Raw genomic sequence first — 18,266 nt, forward strand, 5'->3', positions numbered from 1 at the left:
GCCTACTCCGCAGGCAACGCCAGTCGCTGTCCGGCCATCAGCAGCGCCAGTCTGCTCAGGCTGCTCCACGGCGAACCTGCCGCCTGGCCTTTGATCTGCGCGTCAATGCGCTGTGCATCCATCAGCAGCTGGCTCCAGCGTTTCGCCGAATGGCGTTGCAAGGCTTTGCTCATCAGCGGCTTGCGCTTGTCCCAGATCGGTGGGCGGGCCGAGCTGAACACCTTGTCGAGCGGCACGCCCTGGCTGAACTGCTGGGACATGTTGGCCAGCGCACGCAATTCGCGGGTCAGCGCCCAAAGGATCACGGGTGTTTCTACGCCTTCGCCGCGCAGGCCTTCGAGCATGCGTAACGCGTGGGCTGCTTCGCCGTTTAGCACCGCATCGGTCAGGCCGAATACGTCGAAACGCGCACTGTCAGCGACGGCAGCCTGCACCGTCTCGACAGTAATCTGGCCTTCTTCGGCCATCAATTTGAGCTTTTCGATTTCCTGCGCGGCGGCGAGCAGATTGCCTTCAACCCGAGCTGCGATCAGCTCTACCGCATCCTGGGTTGCGGCCAGTCCGGCCTGAGAAAGACGCTGGCGAATCCATTGCGGCAACTGGCCGATGTCCACTGGCCAGATTTGCACGAATTGGGTTTGCGCACCGTCGATCAGTGCCTTGCCCCATTTGGTCTTTTGCGCGCTGCCATCGAGCTTGGGCAGGCTGATCAGCAGTAGCGTGTCTTCGGCAGGCCGTGCGCAGTATTCCATGAGCGCCGCAGCACCTTTGTCACCGGGCTTGCCCGAGGGCAGGCGCAGCTCCAGAAGACGACGCTCGGCAAACAGCGACATGCTCGCGCCTGCCTGTAGCAGGGTGCCCCAGTCGAAGCTGGCGTCAGCGCTGAAGACCTGGCGTTCATCGAAGCCTTGCTGACGTGCGGCGGCGCGAACTGCGTCGGCTGCTTCCTGGCAGAGCAACGGGTCGTCGCCGCTGATCACATAGACAGGCGCAAGCGCACCTTGCAGGTGCTTACCCAATTGGGCGGGGGCGAGTTTCATGAGTCAGAGCATGTCGGGGCCAGATCACTGGCCCCGGACACTTACCTGGCCGGAACTTCGACAGGCGACTGCTGAGGCGTCTCGTCACGGATCCGCTGAGCGGCTTCCAGTGCGTCGGCTTCGGCCTTGGCAACCGCATCGGCCTTGGCCTGCAGTTCGTCAAGACGTGCCGGGGTCAGCTGTTGCAGGCGTGCCATCAGCTTCTGGATCAGGTCATTGCGCATTTCCTGACGTACCTGCGAAGCTTCCTGATCGGAACCGGTCAGGTTATTGCCGTCGTGTACGTAGGAGCGGTCCGCGCTGACTTTGCTGTCCAGCAGTACACGATCCCGGTCGCCATGCACTTCATAGGTCAGGGTGGTGGTCAACTGGTACTCGGCAGAACGGCCCGAACCGGAATAGCTGATGGTGCGCTGGGTTTCAGCTTCGTTGGTCAGGATCAGCTTGTAAGGCGCGCCGGTATAAACCTTGACGCCGGAACTGGTCAGCAGGCGTGTCAGTTGGGTCACGGTCTCGCCGTAGGCGTTGCGCGCGCTGACATCCAGCTCTTTGAGCGCAAGCTCTGTCGTACCGGTGCCACGCAGATGGAAGCCACAGGCACTCAACAGAACAGCCAGGCCCATCACCAGCAAATTGCGTTTGATCATCTTGATGCTCCCCTTGAATCCGTTTGGGCCGCAGTGCGTGCCCTGGAAATATAGTCGGCGCCCGGCATTCGCAGGGCGCCCGATCCAATCAGCTTGCGACGATGTTGACCAGTTTGCCAGGCACGACAATCACCTTGCGTATGGTCAGGCCATCAGTGAAGCGCAATACGTTTTCGTTGATGCGTGCGGCCGCCTCGACTTCTTCACGGCTGGCGCTGGCAGGCATCTCGATATGGCCGCGCAGCTTGCCGTTTACCTGGATGACCAGTTGCAGGCTGTCCTGCACCAGAGCCTCTGCGTCGAACACTGGCCAGCCCGCATCGATGACCGGCTCGCCATGGCCCAGTTGGGTCCACAGCTCGTGGCTGATGTGCGGCGTAATCGGTGCCAGCAACAGGGTGACCGTTTCCAGGCCTTCCTGCAGCAATGCGCGATCCTGCGCAGTGGCCTGCGGGGCTTTTTCCAGCACGTTCATCAAGGTCATCACTTGCGCGACGGCCGTGTTGAATTTCTGGTTCTGGCCAATATCCTGGCTCGCCTGTTTGATGGCCTGATGAATCGAGCGGCGAACGGCTTTCTGTTCGTCGGTCAGTGCTGCAACGTCGAGCGAGCCCGGCGCGCCCTGGCCGACGTGTGCCTGTGCCAGACGCCACACACGACGCAGGAAGCGATGCGAACCTTCTACGCCCGAATCAGACCATTCGAGGCTCATGTCAGGTGGCGAGGCGAACATCATGAACAGGCGGCAGGTGTCGGCACCGTACTGGTCGATCATGGTCTGCGGGTCGATGCCGTTCTTTTTCGACTTCGACATCTTTTCAGTGCCGCCGATTTCAACCGGCAGACCGTCGCTGGTCAGTGTGGCGCTGATGACCTTGGCCTTGGCGTCTCTTTCGAGGGTGACGTCGGCCGGGTTGATCCAGGTCTTCTTGCCGCTGGTTTCCATGCGGAAATAGGTTTCGGCGTTGACCATGCCTTGAGTCAGCAGGTTCTTGAACGGTTCGTTCGACGTCACCAGGCCTTCATCGCGCATCAATTTGTGGAAGAAGCGAGCGTAAAGCAGGTGCAGGATTGCGTGTTCGATACCGCCGATGTACTGATCAACCGGCAGCCAGTGGTTGGCAGCGTTCGGCTCGACAAGGCCACCTTCGTAATGCGGCGAAGCATAACGCGCGTAGTACCAGGAAGACTCAACGAACGTGTCCATTGTGTCTGTTTCACGCTTGGCCGGTGCGCCGCACTTCGGGCAACTGCATTCGTAGAACTCGGGCATGCGCGCCAATGGTGAGCCTGCGCCGTCCGGCACCACGTCTTCGGGCAGGATAACCGGCAACTGGTCTTCAGGGACCGGCACGTCGCCGCAGGTGTCGCAATGCACGATCGGGATCGGGCAGCCCCAATAACGCTGACGGCTGATGCCCCAGTCGCGCAGGCGGAACTGGGTGCGCGACTGGCCCAGGGATTTCTTGACCAGCGCGGCTTCGATGGCATCGAATGCGTCCTGAAAATTCAGGCCGGTGAACTCGCCGGAATTGATTAGCGGGCCTTGTTCGTTGTACTCGGCTTGCCACGGCGCAGGCGTTTCATCGCCAGCACTGGTGCGTACTACGGGTTTGATCGGCAAGTCGTATTTGCTGGCAAATTCGAAATCGCGCTCATCGTGCGCAGGGACTGCCATGACAGCGCCATCGCCGTAATGCATCAATACATAGTTGGCGACCCACACCGGCAGTTTTTCGCCGGTCAGCGGGTGCTCGACGAGCAACGAGGTCGGCTGGCCTTTCTTTTCCTGCGTGGCGACGTCTGCTTCAGCAACGCTGCCGCCTTTGCACTCATCGATGAAAGCCTGCAGGGCCGGGTTGCCCTGCGCAGCCAGGGTGGCCAGCGGGTGTTCAGCGGCAACGGCAACATAGGTCGCGCCCATCAGGGTGTCCGGGCGGGTGGTGAAGACTTTCAGTGCGCCTGCTTCGCCAATGGAGGCCTGATCGTACGGGAACTGCACCTCCATGCCGCGCGACCTGCCGATCCAGTTGCGCTGCATGGTCTTGACCTGTTCAGGCCAGCCCGGCAGCTCGTCGAGGCTTTCGAGCAGCTCGTCGGCGTAGGCAGTGATCTTGAAGTAGTACATCGGGATTTCGCGCTTTTCGATCGGCGCGCCGGAACGCCAGCCACGGCCGTCGATGACCTGCTCGTTGGCCAGTACGGTCTGGTCGACCGGGTCCCAGTTCACGGTGCCGTTCTTGCGATAGATCACGCCTTTTTCGAACAGGCGAGTGAACAGCCATTGTTCCCAGCGATAGTAATCGGGCTTGCAGGTAGTGACTTCACGTGACCAGTCGACCGCCAGACCCAGGCTCTTGAGCTGGTTCTTCATGTAGGCGATGTTTTCGTAGGTCCACTTTGCTGGCGCGACGTTGTTGTCGATCGCGGCGTTTTCAGCCGGCATGCCGAATGCGTCCCAGCCCAGTGGTTGCAGGACGTTCTTGCCCAGCATGCGCTGATAGCGGGAGATCACGTCACCGATGGTGTAGTTGCGCACATGGCCCATGTGCAGCTTGCCGCTCGGGTAAGGGAACATCGACAGGCAATAGAAGGTGTCCTTGCCTAGCTGTTCACTGACTTCAAAAGACTTTTGCTCATCCCAGAAGGTTTGGGCGGCGGCTTCGATTTCGCGGGGCTGATAGAGTTCGTGCATGGCTACTTTTGACTAAAGATTAGTGACCCTTGACCTCTTCATTGCTTCGCCGAGTCAGGTCGGCACCGCGGGACGGACAATTGCAACTGTCTGTGCGGTGCGTTCGGGCTCAAGAGCACGGAAGTGGAATTACAGGAAGCGCCGTAGCATACATGAGGGCCGTCTATCGAGGGAAACCCTGATTGCCTCTGACAAGGGCAAAGCCCGTCTGACTGCTCTATCTGGCCGTTGGTCGCAGTCCCCGGCCTGTTTTCGAAGCAGCGCTAAGCTCAACGTCGAGGGTGATGATTATCTTCGAAGAGGTGAGCGGATGACTGAGTTGCAGCACGCGGTAAGTACATCTGAGCTTTACGAACGTTTGATCGATCGTCTCGGGCTTGCACTTGAAACGGCACGTACATCGTTGCGGCTCCGAAACGAGTTGCCCGCCGAGCTTGAACTCCAGGGCTTGAGTTGTGCCGAGTTCGAGTGGATAAAGGCCTATCTCGAGAAGGACGTGATGGCGACCAGTGCAACTGCCAGCATCAAGGGCAGCTACGCGACATCGTCAGAGCATAGCCGGTTGATCAATGCGCCCAAAGCAACGGCCACTATCATCTGGCTGAAAGACAAGCGGCGGGCGAAGGCGACGGTGCGGCTGGGCCGTCACAGCTAAGCTTTACATTTCTGTCTATCACGCGGGCTGAGGGCCTGCTCCTTCCGGCATTGTTGCCAGGCTTCAAACATTCTAGGCTGCGGACATCTCTGGAGATGTCCTGATGCCTTTGCGCTATTTGCTCAAAACCCTCTTGCTGCCGCCCGGCATTCTTTTTCTATTGCTGATCGCCGCCTGGTGGCTGCGCCGATCTCGCCCGCGTCTGGCCGCTGCCTGCTTTATCGTCGGGCTGGGTGGGCTGTGGCTGATGAGTCTACCGGTGGTGGTGGAGTTTTCCGCTCGCCAGCTTGAGCAAACAACCCCGTTACCCCGACAGCAATGGCCGATATTGGCGCAGCAGGCCGACGCTATCGTGGTGCTAGGCAATGGGCGTGAACGCAACTCTCCGACCTGGGGCGCTGACAGGCCCACCGGTCTGGGGCTGGAGCGGCTGCGTCTGGCGGCTCGCCTGGCGAAAGAATCCGGGCTGCCGATCATGACCGCGGGCGGCCTGCATTTTGATCAGCCGCCCAGCGAGGCGTCCATCATGGCGCAATCGCTGCAGGAGGACTTCGGTGTGACGGTGCGCTGGCAGGAAGGGCAGAGCCGCACGACATGGGAAAACGCCACGATGGCCGCCAGGGTTTTGCAGCCGTTGGGCATCAAGCGTGTGGTGCTGGTTACTCAGGCCTGGCATATGCCTCGCGCTCGCTGGAGCTTCGAGCAGGCCGGTTTTACCGTGGTGAGTGCGCCGGTCGGCTTTCTTGGCGTGGACAATGCCCGGCCTTTTGGCGGCTGGCTACCCGAGAGCCGGGTGTTTACTCAAAGTGGGGTGTTGCTCAACGAAGCGGCTGGCCTGCTGGTGTACCCGTGGATCTATGAAAACAAGCACTGACCTGAAGCCGATTCCACCTGAAGACAGGCGAAACCGGCGTCATGTCTTTCACTCAGACCGTCTTGGAGATCCGTGCCGCCATCAACGCCCAGCCAAACAGCAACAGGCAGACGATTGCCAATGGCCATGAACGCCATTGCAGGTAAGGCGTGAGCTGGTGCATGGGCACCACTTCTCCATACAGCACGCCGCGCTCGAATTGCGGAATCTGTACCGTGATTTTGCCAAACGGATCGATCAGCGCAGTCACGCCGTTATTGGTGGCACGAATCATCCAGCGACCGGCTTCGAGGGCGCGCATCTGGGCCATCTGCAAGTGCTGCAGCGGGCCTATAGAGGTGCCGAACCAGGTGTCATTGCTGACTGTCAGCAACAGGTCGCTTTGCGCCGACAGGCCTGCGGCGAACTCGGGGTAAACCACTTCGTAGCAGATGAACGGCGCAATCTGATAACCCTTGGCCTGCAACAGCGCCTGATCGTTAGGGCCTCGAGCGAAGTCCGACATCGGCAGGTCGAAGAAAGAGATCAGCCCGCGAAGCAGGTCTTGCAGCGGCACGTATTCACCGAACGGGACAAGCTTTTGCTTGTAATAAGTGCCATCGCCCTGGCCCGTTACAGTGATGCCGTTGTAGTAGCGATACTCGCCACGCCCTGTCGGTTCGCGCACTGGCACGCCGGTGATCAGCGCCGCGCCACGGTCCGAAGCGAACTTGCCCATCATTGCCAAGTAGCCCTCAGCGCTTTCCTTGAGAACCGGTATGGCGGTTTCGGGCCAGACGATCAGGTCTGCCTGTTGCGAGCGGAATGTCATGTCCCGATACAGCGCCAACTGGTCGTTGAGCTTTTGCGGGTCCCATTTCATGCTCTGTTCGATATTGCCTTGCAGCGCCGCGACCTTCAGCGGTGGGCCGGAAGGGGAAGTCCACGCATGATTCTTCAGGGCCAGCCCTGTGACCCACGGGGCCAGCAACAGCAGCACGCCCATGGCCAGAAACGATTTGCGTACCCGTAAGCGGTGCAGGTTGCACAGCAATGCCGCAGTCAGGCCGAGTGCAAACGAAATCAGCCAGACGCCGCCCAGCGGCGCGAGCCCGGCGAGCGGTGCGTCAAGCTGGCTGTAACCGGAATAAAGCCAAGGGAAACCGGTAAGAAACCAGCCGCGAAACGCTTCCTGCCACAGCCATAGCGCTGCAAAGGCCAGTGAATCAGCCAGAGGCGCTTCATTGCGCCGCAGCCAGCGCGCCCAGACCCAGGCGGGCAGGGCGAAGAAAAAGGCAATGGCGGCGATGAACAGCAGCATCAGCAAGCCTGCCAGCAGCACCGAAGCCCCGCCGTAGGTATGGATGCTCACGTAGATCCAGCTGGTGCCAGCGCCATACAGACCGAAGCCATAACACCAGCCGCGCACCAGGGCCTGGCGCGGATTCAGCTCGCGCAACCCCAGATAGAACATCGCCACCGCCACCAGCACCAAGGGCCAGATGTCGAACGGCGCCAGGGCCAGTGTCGTGAGTCCGCCGGCCGCCAGGGCCAGCAGATTACCGGGCCAGCCGGGGCGGGTTATCCAGCGCATGTAGATTCCTTAAAACGGCATCAAGTTGTTGCAGACGGTGATCACGGGCGTGAGATCGGGCTTACACGCAGCAAATGAATGCGACGGCTGTCGGCGCTCAAAATGCGGAAACGATAGGCGCCTATCTCGGTGATTTCGGCGCGCTTGGGCAGATGGCCGAACGCATTCATCACCAAACCCCCTACGGTGTCGAACTCGTCATCCGAAAAGCTGCTGTCGAAGAACTCGTTGAAATTCTCGACCGGCGTCAGCGCCTTGACCAGGAAGTCACCGCTTGGCAGGGGCTTGATGTAGCTGTCTTCCTCGACATCGTGCTCATCTTCGATGTCGCCGACGATCTGTTCCAGCACGTCTTCGATGGTCACCAGGCCTGCCACGCCGCCGTACTCGTCGATGACGATGGCCATGTGGTTGTGGTTGGCGCGGAACTCGCGCAGCAGCACGTTAAGACGCTTGGATTCGGGCACGAAGGTAGCCGGACGCAGCAGCTTCTTGACGTCGTCGCTGTCACCGTCAGCCTTGAGGATAAGTGGCAGCAGGTCCTTGGCCAGCAGCACGCCGAGCACGTCGTCGTGGCTTTCGCCGATCACCGGATAGCGCGAATGCGCCGCATCGATGACCGCAGGCAAGAATTCGCGGGGTGTCTGGGTCGCCTTGATGCTGATCATCTGCGAGCGCGGCACCATGATGTCGCGCACTTGCAGGTCAGCCACCTGAATGGCGCCCTCGACGATGGCCAGCGCTTCGCTGTCCAACAGTTTGTTCTGATGGGCTTCGCGCAGCAGCTCAAGCAGCTCCTGGCGGTTTTTCGGCTCATGGACAAAGGCCTGGGTCAGTTTACCCAACCATGACTTTTGCCCGTTGCTCGATCGATCTTCGCTCATAGCCCTTACTCGTGGTCCTTGCTGGGTGTGTCTGAATGGGGGAGGTCGGCACTTTCGTCGTCGGCATAAGGGTCGGGGTAGCCCAACTCCTCAAGCAACGTTCGTTCCAGTGCTTCCATTTCTTCTGCTTCTTCATCATCGAGGTGGTCGTAACCCAACAGATGAAGGCAGCCATGAATGACCATGTGCGCCCAGTGCGCGTCGATGGACTTGCCCTGTTCGGCTGCTTCGCGGTTGACCACCGGTACGCAGATGACCAGATCGCCCAGCAACGGGATGTCCAGCATGTCATCTGGAACGTCCGCCGGGAAAGACAGCACATTGGTGGCGTAATCCTTGTGCCGCCAAGTGTGATTGAGCTCGCGGCCTTCGGTTTCGTCAACCAGCCGGACAGTCAGCTCGGAATCGGCACTGCGCTGGCGCAGGCCCATTTCACACCAGAGGCGGAACTGGGCTTCGCTGGGTGCGCTTGTTTCGCTTGCGACCTGCAGATCCAGCTCAAGCATCGCGGTTCTTGTCCCGTGAGTAGCTGTTGTTGCCCGACGGGCCATCGCTGAGCCGGTCATCGAAGCGCTCGTAGGCTTCCACGATGCGCTGCACCAGCGGGTGGCGAACCACATCCTTGGGTTTGAAATGCGTGAAGCTGATGCCCGGCACATCCTTGAGCACATCGATGACGTGCGTCAGACCCGACCGGGTGCCCTTGGGCAGGTCGACCTGGGTGATGTCACCGGTGATCACGGCTGTGGAGCCAAAGCCAATACGGGTCAGGAACATCTTCATCTGCTCGACGGTGGTGTTCTGACTTTCGTCGAGAATGATGAAGCTGTTATTAAGGGTGCGTCCGCGCATGTAAGCCAGCGGTGCGACCTCGATGACCTGTTTCTCGATCAGTTTGGCGACGTACTCGAAGCCGAGCATCTCGTACAGTGCGTCATACAACGGGCGCAGGTACGGGTCGATCTTCTGCGCCAGATCGCCGGGCAGGAAGCCAAGCTTCTCGCCAGCCTCTACAGCCGGGCGCACCAGCAGGATGCGGCGGATCTGCTCGCGCTCCAGTGCATCGACTGCGCAAGCCACCGCCAGGTACGTCTTGCCAGTACCCGCAGGGCCGATACCGAAGTTGATATCGTTGCTGAGCACTTCCTTGACGTAACGCTGCTGATTCAGGCCGCGCGGGCGAATCATGCCCTTTTTGGTTCGCAGCGAGACGCCGACTTCGGCGGCAGGGTGGTTGTCCAGGCCGTCAACGCCGGATTCCTGAAGAAACAGGTGCACCATATCCGGCGTCAGCTCGGTACCTTTGGTTTCCCGGTACAGGCGGCGCAGAAGGTTCTCGGCGGATTGGGTTTGTGAGGTCTCGCCAATGAGTTCGAACTGATTGCCGCGGTTGCGGATCTCGATGTCCAGGCGTTGTTCGATCAGGCGCAAGTGCTCGTCGAGTTGCCCGCACAAGTTGGCGAAACGATGGGCCTCGAAAGGCTCGAGGGTGAAGCGATGAGGTTCTATGGGTGCGTTCAAGGTCGTTTAATGGCCGTCCGGCGGCAATTTGAATGTATTGAAGAATACCCTCTGGCGGTGGTTGTGCGAAAGCTTTGCCTCGTTAAAGGCCGCGCCAGGAGTTCACCGTGCTCAAGGGTAGGGACCGCACAGAAACGAATTCATTCGGCGATTCGTTTCTGCGGCGGGATGCACGCCTTACTGTAGCAGTGAGCCACGCAAGGAATGAGGCTGTGCATCATCGATGTGTACATCGGCAAACTGCCCGATCAGCTGGGGATTATCGCAGCGGAAGTTGACGATCCGGTTGTTCTCGGTGCGGCCTTGCAGTTCGCCCGGGTCTTTCTTCGAATAGTCGGTCACCAGAATGCGCTGTGTGCTGCCTACCATCTGTCGGCTTATCTCGAAACCCTGCTGGTTGAGGCGATGTTGCAGGGCTGCCAGGCGCTCTTTCTTGAGGGCTTCCGGCGTGTCGTCCTTCAGGTCGGCGGCTGGCGTGCCGGGGCGCGGGCTGTAGATGAACGAGAACGAGAAGTCGAAACCCACGTCCTCGATCAGCTTCATGGTGTTCTCGAAATCTTTTTCGGTCTCGCCCGGGAAGCCGACGATGAAGTCCGAACTGATGCTGATTCCCGGCACCGCAGCCCTGAGTTTGCGCAGCCTGGATTTATATTCCAGCGTGGTGTGGTTGCGCTTCATGGCCGCCAGAATGCGATCGGAGCCTGACTGCACCGGCAAGTGCAGGTGCTTGACCAGCTGCGGCACGTCGGCATGAGCCTGGATCAGGCTGTCGGAGAACTCCAGCGGGTGCGAGGTGGTGTAGCGGATGCGATCAATGCCATCGACGGCGGCAACGGCCCGGATCAGGTCAGCCAGATCTGCGACGCGCCCGTCATGGGTGTTGCCGCGATAGCCGTTGACGTTCTGGCCCAGCAGGGTGACTTCGCGCACGCCGTAGTCGGCCAGGTGAGTGACCTCGCTCAGCACGTCATCGAACGGTCGGCTGACTTCTTCGCCACGGGTGTAGGGCACTACGCAGAAGGTGCAGTACTTGCTGCAGCCTTCCATGACCGACACATAAGCGCTCGGGCCATCGACACGAGGCTCTGGCAGATGGTCGAATTTTTCGATTTCCGGGAACGAGACATCGACCTGCGGCAATCGGGTAATGCGGGCCGCGTCGATCATTTCCGGCAAGCGATGCAAGGTTTGCGGGCCGAACACCACGTCCACATAGGGCGCGCGGTCGCGAATGGCGGCGCCTTCCTGGCTGGCAACGCAACCGCCGACGGCAATTACCATCTCGGGGTTGGCCAGCTTCAGCTCGCGCCAGCGGCCGAGCTGTGAATACACACGATCCTGGGCGCGTTCGCGAATCGAGCAGGTATTGAGCAGAATTACGTCGGCGTCTTCCGCGCGAGCGGTGACTTCCAGAGCCTGATGTTCGCCCAGCAGATCGACCATGCGCGAGCTGTCGTACTCGTTCATCTGGCAACCGTGGGTTTCGATGTAAAGCTTCTTGGCCATGCGTGATCATCAACCGATTCAGTGAACCGCGCATTATAAGGATGAAGGGCTCGGGTTCCTAGCGTTGGCTGTCCGATGGACATGCTATAGTCCGCGCCCCTTTTTCATCTCTGATCGTTACCCGCCCGTTATGACCAAACGCGAAGCTCCAATCTACAAGGTGATTTTTCTCAACCAGGGACAGGTGTTTGAAATGTATGCCAAGCAGATCTATCAAAGTGATCTGTGGGGCTTTCTGGAAGTGGAAGAATTCGTCTTCGGCGAACGCACGACTGTCGTGGTCGACCCGAGCGAAGAAAAACTCAAGGCCCAGTTTGAGGGCGTTGTGCGCAGTTTTGTGCCGATGCATTCGATCGTGCGTATCGATGAAGTCGAGCGCATAGGCACGCCAAAGATCAGCGAAGCACGCGGCACCAGCAACGTGATGCCGTTCCCCGTGCCGATGCCGGAAAAATAGCAACACAGGTTATGAACAGCGATTGCCCTGAGCGAATCAGGTCAGGGCAATGGGGAGAACGGGCTGCGACCTTCGGCGGTCTGCAGTTCGAGCAGGTATTTGCGGAATATCTGGCCCAGCACTTGAGTCGCCACTTCCAGCTCGTCACGCTGCATTTTTGCCGATACTTCGTCTGCGGCATCCAGCGCTTCTTCAGAACCGTTGACGGCGGCCATTTTCAGCACGATATACGCCTGAATGTTATTGGCCTGCACACCTTCGCCACGGCTGAACATCAAGCCCAGTTGATACTGCGCCTGGGCATGGCCCTGCAGCGAAGCCTGCTCGAAGTAACTCAGCGCCTGCGGCAAATCGCGAGGTGCATTCTTGCCCTCGTAATAGAACTCACCCAACTCGTATTGTGCCTGCGCATCTCCACCCTGAGCGGCCTGCTGACAGGCTGCGAGTGCTGCGGGCAGGTTTTCTGGCTGTGTATTCAGGGTGCAACGACCCATCGCCGGAATTAACAACGAGTTGCCGCCGGCATTGGCCAGCAGAGGATAGACAAGCAACAGGCAGCCCAATACAAGGGTGCGGCCGGTGCGGTTCATGGGAGTCGACTTACCTCTGAAAAAGGTGCGGGCATGCCCGACCAGCTAAACGGGCTGGCTGCGCATTATGAAATAAGCTGAGCCAACCTTACAAAGTCTTTACGGATTTTCTGCTGCACGGCTGGAAAAAACCCGTCTTGAGTGAGGCATTGCCCTGAACAAGACTTCCTGTGCCGTGTATTTGCAGTTTGCGCACTGCATTGTAGAAGCAAAATACACACTTAACGTTCCGTTTCATTCACAAGCTTCACGTGCGCCGGTTCAATGACACCTTGCGCACGCGAGCCTGGCGAACTTATTTCAACGCAGCAAAAGCCTTTTCAGCAGCATCCAGTGTCAGCTTCAGCTCTGCATCGCCGTGGGCAATCGAGGTGAAACCGGCTTCGAAAGCACTTGGCGCCAGGTAGACACCGCCGTCGAGCATCATGTGGAAGAAGCGCTTGAAGCGGTCGGCATCACTGGTCATCACGTCTTCGAACGTTACGATTTCGCTGGCCTCGCTGAAGTACAGGCCGAACATGCCGCCTGCCTGTGTGGTGACGAACGGGATGCCCGCTGCATCGGCGCGCTGCTGCAAGCCCTCCAGCAGGCGGCGGGTGTAATCGCTCAGTTCATCATGAAAGCCCGGACGGCTGATCAGGCGCAAGGTGGTCAAGCCGGCGGCCATCGCCAACGGGTTGCCCGACAGTGTGCCTGCTTGGTAAACCGGGCCCAGCGGGGCGATGTGCGACATGATTTCTCGTTTGCCACCGAAGCAACCGACCGGCATGCCACCACCGATGATCTTGCCGAAGGTGCTCAGGTCGGGCGTCACGCCGTAGTAAGCCTGCGCGCCGCCGAGGGCGACACGGAAACCGGTCATCACTTCGTCGAAAATCAACACCACGCCATGCTCGTCGCACAGGGCGCGCAGCCCTTGCAGATAGCCCGGCGCAGGCGGCACGCAGTTCATGTTGCCAGCCACCGGTTCGACGATGATGCAGGCCACTTCCTGACCGACCTCTGCCAGCAGCTCACGCACAGCGTCCAGGTCATTGAACGGTACGGTCAGCGTGTGTTTCGCGAAAGCGGCGGGTACACCGGGGGAGCTCGGCACGCCCAGCGTCAGTGCGCCCGAACCGGCCTTGACCAGCAGACTGTCGGAATGACCGTGGTAGCAGCCTTCGAACTTGATGATGCTGTCGCGACCAGTGAAGCCTCGGGCCAGACGAATCGCACTCATGGTGGCTTCAGTGCCCGAGCTGACCATGCGGACCATTTCCATCGAAGGCACCAGTTCGCAAACCAGATCGGCCATTTCGGTTTCCATAGCCGTCGGCGCGCCGTAGGACAGCCCGTGTTCCAGCTGGTTACGGACGGCGTCGAGCACTTCCGGGTGGCTGTGGCCAAGAATCATCGGGCCCCAGGAGCCTACGTAGTCGACATAGCGTTTGTCGTCTTCGTCAGTCACGTAAGCGCCGGCAGCGTGCTTGAAGAACAGCGGCGTGCCGCCCACGCTCTTGAAAGCGCGAACCGGCGAATTGACGCCACCGGGGATGTGTTTTTGGGCGTTGGCGAAAAGTGTTTCGGAACGGGACATGATCTGGTCTCTGCTTTGAAACGGGGAATTCGTGTCTACGCTGGGGTCAGCCGAGGCGGGCAGCTTTATACCGGGCTGCTTTATTGGGTGGCGTGAGCCAGAGAAGGCGCAGGAACGCGCACTATATCAAATGCCGGGCAGCGCATGCTTGCCCCGGTCGCTCCCACAAGAGCGAGCCGGGCAGTTATCAAGAGCGTGGGAATAGTTCGCGACGCTTGGCGAGGCCTTGTGCGCGGTTAGGCGTACTGTGTCACCAGCCCGAATATTCGTGACGCAGAGCGTCACGAACTGCATGCCAACGCGGAGCATTGGCACGATGGTCAAGCGGCTAAAGTCCATCGTGGCTTGATTGATACCATAGAATCTCCAGCTGCTTCGACCAGTGTCCCAAGCGGGCTTGCAATGCTTACAACAGTGCCGTGAATGCCTTGGCCCGCCTGGTGACTTCCCGGGAAGTCTCGGCGCCGAACAGGCCGTGCACGACGGCCAGCAGGTCTGCACCGTGCTCGACCAGTTGCGGGGCGTTTTCCAGGGTGATGCCACCGATTACCGCTATCGGCAGATGGACCTTGGTGCGCACCTGAGCGATCAGGTCCAGCGGCACTGCCGGGGCGCCTGGTTTGGTCTGCGAGTTGAAGAATCGGCCAAAGGCAACGTACGTCGCGCCGTCTGCCTTGGCTCTTTCAGCCAGATCAAGGCTGCCGTGACAGGTCGCGCCGACAATTGCCTTGTGCCCCAACAAGGCGCGTGCATCCGGCAACGAGCCGTCGGTCTGCCCCAGATGTACCCCAACCCCCAGGCGCGCCGCGAGTTCGGCGTCGTCGTTGATGATCAGGCGGGTCTTGTAGCGTTCACACAGCTTCAACAGTTCGGTGGCTTCGCGCAGCCGGCGAGATTCGTCGTGGGTCTTGTCACGGTATTGCAGCAGGGTAACGCCGCCTTCCAGTGCTGCCTCGACATAAGACAGGAACCTGCCAGTCAGCAACTGGCTGTCGGTGATGGCATACAGGCCACGTAGTTTCATGCATCGAGCCTCATGGCAGTGCGTTACGAACAGAAATCCAGTGGTAAGCGACGAGGCACAAACTGCCCTCGGCCCAGCTGCTCGGCGTCCCGCAGTGTGCGCCATGTGTAGTCCAGTGCCGACTTAACGGCGCTGACCCGCTCTTCGCCCTGTGCGAGACGCCCGGCCAACGCGCTGGCCAGCGTGCAGCCCGAACCGTGATAGCTGCCGGGCAGGCGTTCGCAGACAAAGGTGTGGGTCTGCCCACCGCGTATGTAAAGACGGTTGTGAATTTGCTGCTCGTCGCCATGGCCGCCAGTGATCAGCAGGTATTCACAGAAAGGCAGTAGTTTTTCTGCGCACTCGTCTGCTGTACCGTCTGCAAGCTCGGCGAGGATGCGCGCCTCCGGAAGGTTTGGCGTGGCAATTGCACACAATGGCAGTAGCCGCTCACGCATGGCGTAGCCCACCTCGTCCTTGCCCAACCGTCCGCCACCGCCCGCTCTCAGGACCGGGTCGCAGACCATTGGCAAATGCGGGTTGGCTTGCAGCAGTTCGACAACGGTGTCGACCATCTCCAGCGAGCCGAGCATGCCCAGCTTGACGGCAGCCACACACGAGTCGTTGAGAATTGCATTGGCCTGTGCCATTACCCATTCGCGATCCAGCACGCGAAAATCGCTGACATCTACCGTGTCTTGCACAGTGAGTGCGGTAATGGCGGGAGCGGCATGACAGCCTTGGGCGAGCAGGGCTTCGATATCGGCCTGTATACCGGCACCGCCACTAGGGTCGTGGCCGGAAAGGCAGAGGACAACGGGACGGGAACTGTAGATATTCATGGTGGGCGAGCTTATCACTAAACCTTATGACGACCGCTCGCGGATACCGTGTTTTTATCAGGCCGGTGAGGCGCGCGGCCAACTGCAAGATCAGACAAATCAGCGTGAAGAAATTTCATGTTTGCGCGCAGATGTCCGATATAGAGCTGTTAAGTCGATTTTCGAGGCGGTACTGTCTTTGCGCTATTAGCGGCTATGCTTCACTGGTATGGCTGATTATCGTCGGTCTGCAGCTTTTCTTATGGCGAATTTCGCCGGTGCATATTCACGTTCAACTGTCTGTTTGAATCATTAGCCTGTTTCAAGGATAGAAATTTGCGGGACGTCGTCATCAATGGATGGATTGAATGCGACGACCTACCTTGGGGCTTCAATGCGCTATCTGTTGATCATTCTGGCTTTTTGGCTGCCGTTGCAGGTGCATGCAGTCGAGTTTGATGAAAACACTCGTTTTCTGCCGCTGGGTCGTGCCCTTCAGGTATTTGAAGACCCGACCGGTGAAGCTACTATCGAAAGCGTCAGCTCTGCAGCGCTGGCGGATGCGTTCAAGCCCTTGCGTGGCGGGACCTTCAATGCCGGTTATTCACGTTCGGCTTTCTGGCTGAAAGTCGAGCTGTCGTATCGGCCTGTCGGCACCGAAACCCATAACGAATGGCTTCTGGAACTGGCCTATCCGCCAATGGACCACATCGACTTCTACGCCCCGGATGCCAACGGAAACCCCAGACTGACCTGGCAGACCGGCGACATGCTGCCTTTCTCCAGCCGCCAGTTCGCCCAAAACAACTACCTCTTTCAACTGGACTTGCCAGCGGGGCAGACGCGTACGGTGTATCTGCGCATTCGCAGCGAAGGCTCCGTTCAGGCGCCGCTCAATCTCTGGTCCTCGCACGCCTATCTCGAATCGCAGCCCTCCAAGATTTACGTTTTCGGCCTGATGTATGGCGTATTGCTGGGGATGCTCGTCTATAACCTGTTCATCTACGTCAGCGTTCGTGAACGCGACTACCTGTATTACCTGCTGTATGTCGCTTCGTTCGGGCTTTACCAGATGTCGATCAATGGCGTGGCGATCGAGTACTTGTGGCCTGACAGCCCTTGGTGGGCGAACGCGTGCACGCCGTTTCTGATGGCGGTGGCCACTTTGTTTGCCTGTCAGTTCTCGCGCAGCTTTCTGGTCACCGCCCAGCTTGGGCGCTGGCTTGATCGCCTGTTGCTGGCGATCATTGGTGCAGCGGTGCTGGTGATGGGCATGGCCCTGTTTCTTGGCTATGGACCGGCGCTGCGCTCGGCAACCTATCTGGTGATGGCGGGCACGCTCACGATTTATCTGGCTGGCATCGTCGCCGTAATGAAGGGCGAGCGCGTCGGACGCTATTTTGTGCTCGCCTGGTCGGTCTTTCTGGTCAGCGGGCTGATTTTCATGCTCATGCTGCTGGGCTACCTCCCCAATACATTCCTGACTCTCTATGCCTCGCACATCGGCACTGTGCTGGAAATGGCATTCCTGTCCATGGCGCTGGCAGACCGTATCAACCACAACCGGCGTCAACAGGCACAGACATTGCTGGCTGCCGGTCAGGACCTTGAACGCCTCAATCTGCAACTGGCCACCAGCAACCGGTTGAAAGATGAATTTCTCGCCACGCTGACCCACGAGTTGCGCACGCCAATGAACGGCGTGATCGGTTCGCTGGAAGTCATGCAGACCCTCGATATGGACGACGAGGTCGAGATGTATCAGCAGACGGCGGCCAGTTCTGCCCGGGACATGATGTGCATGATCAACGGCATTCTGACGCTTACCGAACTTCAGGCCGGCGTGCTGTATGCCCATTGCGACGCCTTCGCGCCGCTTGATCTGGTCGACAGGTTGCGTGATCGCTTCAGTGGCGTGGCTCAGTCAAAGGGCTTGATGCTGACCCTTGATGTGGACGATAAGCTGCCTCCAGGCATTCGCGGCGATGCCGCCAAGCTCTATCAGTGCATCGAATGCCTGATGGACAACGCGATAAAATTCACTCGCAAGGGCCGGGTGCAGGTTCGCTTCAGCGGTCATCCACGGGACCTTGAGCGCATGGACCTGCGCGTCGAAGTGATGGACAGCGGTATCGGCTTCAGCCAACTGGATGACGCCGTGCTGTATCAGCATTTCTTTCAGGCCGATGGCTCGATGACCCGCGAATATGGCGGGCTGGGTATCGGTCTGGCGATCTGTCGCAAGCTGGCGGAGCTGCAGGGCGGCGAATTGAGCCATCGTTCCGAGCCTGGCAAGGGCAGTTGCTTCACGTTGAACATTCCGGTGCTGATGGTTGTGCCGGGCGCTGTGCGCAGGGCACCGCAGTTGAAAGCGCAGTGGGGCATATGAGCGCGCGGCTGCAATAACATTCCGGTATGGCT

The 18,266-nt window shown here is 59.4% G+C and carries 16 protein-coding genes; 4 read left to right on the forward strand and 12 right to left on the reverse strand.

Annotated elements, in window-relative coordinates; genetic code table 11:
- Positions 1–2 precede the first annotated feature (2 nt).
- The 3 genes from holA to leuS form a co-directional block, all read right to left on the reverse strand.
- The gene (holA, locus tag ALO43_RS05410) at positions 3–1,040 is read right to left on the reverse strand and encodes a DNA polymerase III subunit delta (RefSeq protein ID WP_024670317.1); all 1,038 of its coding nucleotides are present in this window, start codon (positions 1,038–1,040) and stop codon (positions 3–5) included.
- A gap of 41 nt (positions 1,041–1,081) precedes the next feature.
- A complete protein-coding gene (locus ALO43_RS05415; RefSeq protein WP_005888742.1) occupies positions 1,082–1,687 on the reverse strand; it encodes an LPS-assembly lipoprotein LptE in 606 nt (201 codons plus the stop codon).
- An 88-nt stretch (positions 1,688–1,775) separates the two neighbouring features.
- Positions 1,776–4,382, reverse strand: coding sequence for a leucine--tRNA ligase (leuS, locus tag ALO43_RS05420; RefSeq protein WP_054997217.1), 2,607 nt, complete (start codon positions 4,380–4,382; stop codon positions 1,776–1,778).
- 310 nt (positions 4,383–4,692) lie between these two features.
- Here leuS and ALO43_RS05425 point away from each other — a divergent pair, with 310 nt between their 5' ends.
- Both ALO43_RS05425 and ALO43_RS05430 read left to right on the forward strand, forming a co-directional pair.
- On the forward strand, positions 4,693–5,037 hold the full coding sequence (locus ALO43_RS05425) for a hypothetical protein (protein WP_005888749.1): 345 nt from the start codon (positions 4,693–4,695) through the stop codon (positions 5,035–5,037).
- A gap of 103 nt (positions 5,038–5,140) precedes the next feature.
- Positions 5,141–5,911, forward strand: a complete 771-nt coding sequence (locus ALO43_RS05430; RefSeq protein WP_054997218.1) for a YdcF family protein — start codon at positions 5,141–5,143, stop codon at positions 5,909–5,911.
- Positions 5,912–5,963: 52 nt separating this feature from the next.
- Here ALO43_RS05430 and lnt read toward each other — a convergent pair whose 3' ends face one another.
- The 5 genes from lnt to miaB form a co-directional block, all read right to left on the reverse strand.
- The gene (gene lnt / locus ALO43_RS05435) at positions 5,964–7,484 is read right to left on the reverse strand and encodes an apolipoprotein N-acyltransferase (RefSeq protein WP_024670314.1); all 1,521 of its coding nucleotides are present in this window, start codon (positions 7,482–7,484) and stop codon (positions 5,964–5,966) included.
- Between the two features lie 41 nt (positions 7,485–7,525).
- Positions 7,526–8,368 (reverse strand): HlyC/CorC family transporter, encoded by an 843-nt coding sequence (locus ALO43_RS05440; RefSeq protein WP_005888757.1) that lies wholly within the window; start codon positions 8,366–8,368, stop codon positions 7,526–7,528.
- 5 nt (positions 8,369–8,373) lie between these two features.
- Positions 8,374–8,874 carry an rRNA maturation RNase YbeY gene (gene ybeY / locus ALO43_RS05445; RefSeq protein ID WP_005888758.1) on the reverse strand — a complete coding sequence of 167 codons (501 nt, stop codon included), beginning with the start codon at positions 8,872–8,874 and terminating at the stop codon, positions 8,374–8,376.
- The gene (locus ALO43_RS05450; protein WP_005888759.1) at positions 8,867–9,889 is read right to left on the reverse strand and encodes a PhoH family protein; all 1,023 of its coding nucleotides are present in this window, start codon (positions 9,887–9,889) and stop codon (positions 8,867–8,869) included. The genes ybeY and ALO43_RS05450 overlap by 8 nt, the downstream gene beginning before the upstream one ends.
- A 177-nt stretch (positions 9,890–10,066) precedes the next feature.
- Entirely contained in the window at positions 10,067–11,395 is a 1,329-nt protein-coding gene (gene miaB, locus ALO43_RS05455) for a tRNA (N6-isopentenyl adenosine(37)-C2)-methylthiotransferase MiaB (protein WP_005888760.1), read from the reverse strand.
- Positions 11,396–11,525: 130 nt separating this feature from the next.
- Here miaB and ALO43_RS05460 point away from each other — a divergent pair, with 130 nt between their 5' ends.
- Positions 11,526–11,852, forward strand: coding sequence for a DUF1820 family protein (locus ALO43_RS05460; RefSeq protein WP_005888761.1), 327 nt, complete (start codon positions 11,526–11,528; stop codon positions 11,850–11,852).
- A 41-nt stretch (positions 11,853–11,893) separates the two neighbouring features.
- Here the strand turns inward: ALO43_RS05460 and ALO43_RS05465 are convergent, their stop codons facing one another.
- The 4 genes from ALO43_RS05465 to ALO43_RS05480 form a co-directional block, all read right to left on the reverse strand.
- Positions 11,894–12,442 carry a tetratricopeptide repeat protein gene (locus ALO43_RS05465; RefSeq protein ID WP_005888762.1) on the reverse strand — a complete coding sequence of 183 codons (549 nt, stop codon included), beginning with the start codon at positions 12,440–12,442 and terminating at the stop codon, positions 11,894–11,896.
- Positions 12,443–12,737: 295 nt separating this feature from the next.
- The gene (gene hemL, locus ALO43_RS05470) at positions 12,738–14,021 is read right to left on the reverse strand and encodes a glutamate-1-semialdehyde 2,1-aminomutase (RefSeq protein WP_005888763.1); all 1,284 of its coding nucleotides are present in this window, start codon (positions 14,019–14,021) and stop codon (positions 12,738–12,740) included.
- 406 nt (positions 14,022–14,427) lie between these two features.
- The gene (thiE, locus tag ALO43_RS05475) at positions 14,428–15,045 is read right to left on the reverse strand and encodes a thiamine phosphate synthase (protein ID WP_005892444.1); all 618 of its coding nucleotides are present in this window, start codon (positions 15,043–15,045) and stop codon (positions 14,428–14,430) included.
- Between the two features lie 23 nt (positions 15,046–15,068).
- Positions 15,069–15,866 (reverse strand): hydroxymethylpyrimidine/phosphomethylpyrimidine kinase, encoded by a 798-nt coding sequence (locus ALO43_RS05480; RefSeq protein WP_024670313.1) that lies wholly within the window; start codon positions 15,864–15,866, stop codon positions 15,069–15,071.
- A gap of 373 nt (positions 15,867–16,239) precedes the next feature.
- Here ALO43_RS05480 and ALO43_RS05485 point away from each other — a divergent pair, with 373 nt between their 5' ends.
- Entirely contained in the window at positions 16,240–18,234 is a 1,995-nt protein-coding gene (locus tag ALO43_RS05485) for a sensor histidine kinase (RefSeq protein WP_005888765.1), read from the forward strand.
- Positions 18,235–18,266 lie beyond the last annotated feature (32 nt).

The sequence above is a fragment of the Pseudomonas tremae genome (assembly GCF_001401155.1).
Lineage (GTDB): Bacteria > Pseudomonadota > Gammaproteobacteria > Pseudomonadales > Pseudomonadaceae > Aquipseudomonas > Aquipseudomonas tremae.

Bases quoted from the DNA above. Each gene is read 5' to 3' on its own strand.
- miaB (WP_005888760.1), bottom strand. From the start codon at position 11,395: ATGGCCAAGAAGCTTTACATCGAAACCCACGGTTGCCAGATGAACGAG.
- ALO43_RS05465 (WP_005888762.1), bottom strand. From the start codon at position 12,442: ATGAACCGCACCGGCCGCACCCTTGTATTGGGCTGCCTGTTGCTTGTC.
- ybeY (WP_005888758.1), bottom strand. From the start codon at position 8,874: ATGCTTGAGCTGGATCTGCAGGTCGCAAGCGAAACAAGCGCACCCAGC.
- holA (WP_024670317.1), bottom strand. From the start codon at position 1,040: ATGAAACTCGCCCCCGCCCAATTGGGTAAGCACCTGCAAGGTGCGCTT.
- thiE (WP_005892444.1), bottom strand. From the start codon at position 15,045: ATGAAACTACGTGGCCTGTATGCCATCACCGACAGCCAGTTGCTGACT.
- hemL (WP_005888763.1), bottom strand. From the start codon at position 14,021: ATGTCCCGTTCCGAAACACTTTTCGCCAACGCCCAAAAACACATCCCC.
- leuS (WP_054997217.1), bottom strand. From the start codon at position 4,382: ATGCACGAACTCTATCAGCCCCGCGAAATCGAAGCCGCCGCCCAAACC.
- ALO43_RS05480 (WP_024670313.1), bottom strand. From the start codon at position 15,866: ATGAATATCTACAGTTCCCGTCCCGTTGTCCTCTGCCTTTCCGGCCAC.
- ALO43_RS05425 (WP_005888749.1), top strand. From the start codon at position 4,693: ATGACTGAGTTGCAGCACGCGGTAAGTACATCTGAGCTTTACGAACGT.
- ALO43_RS05430 (WP_054997218.1), top strand. From the start codon at position 5,141: ATGCCTTTGCGCTATTTGCTCAAAACCCTCTTGCTGCCGCCCGGCATT.
- ALO43_RS05415 (WP_005888742.1), bottom strand. From the start codon at position 1,687: ATGATCAAACGCAATTTGCTGGTGATGGGCCTGGCTGTTCTGTTGAGT.
- ALO43_RS05460 (WP_005888761.1), top strand. From the start codon at position 11,526: ATGACCAAACGCGAAGCTCCAATCTACAAGGTGATTTTTCTCAACCAG.
- lnt (WP_024670314.1), bottom strand. From the start codon at position 7,484: ATGCGCTGGATAACCCGCCCCGGCTGGCCCGGTAATCTGCTGGCCCTG.
- ALO43_RS05485 (WP_005888765.1), top strand. From the start codon at position 16,240: ATGCGCTATCTGTTGATCATTCTGGCTTTTTGGCTGCCGTTGCAGGTG.
- ALO43_RS05440 (WP_005888757.1), bottom strand. From the start codon at position 8,368: ATGAGCGAAGATCGATCGAGCAACGGGCAAAAGTCATGGTTGGGTAAA.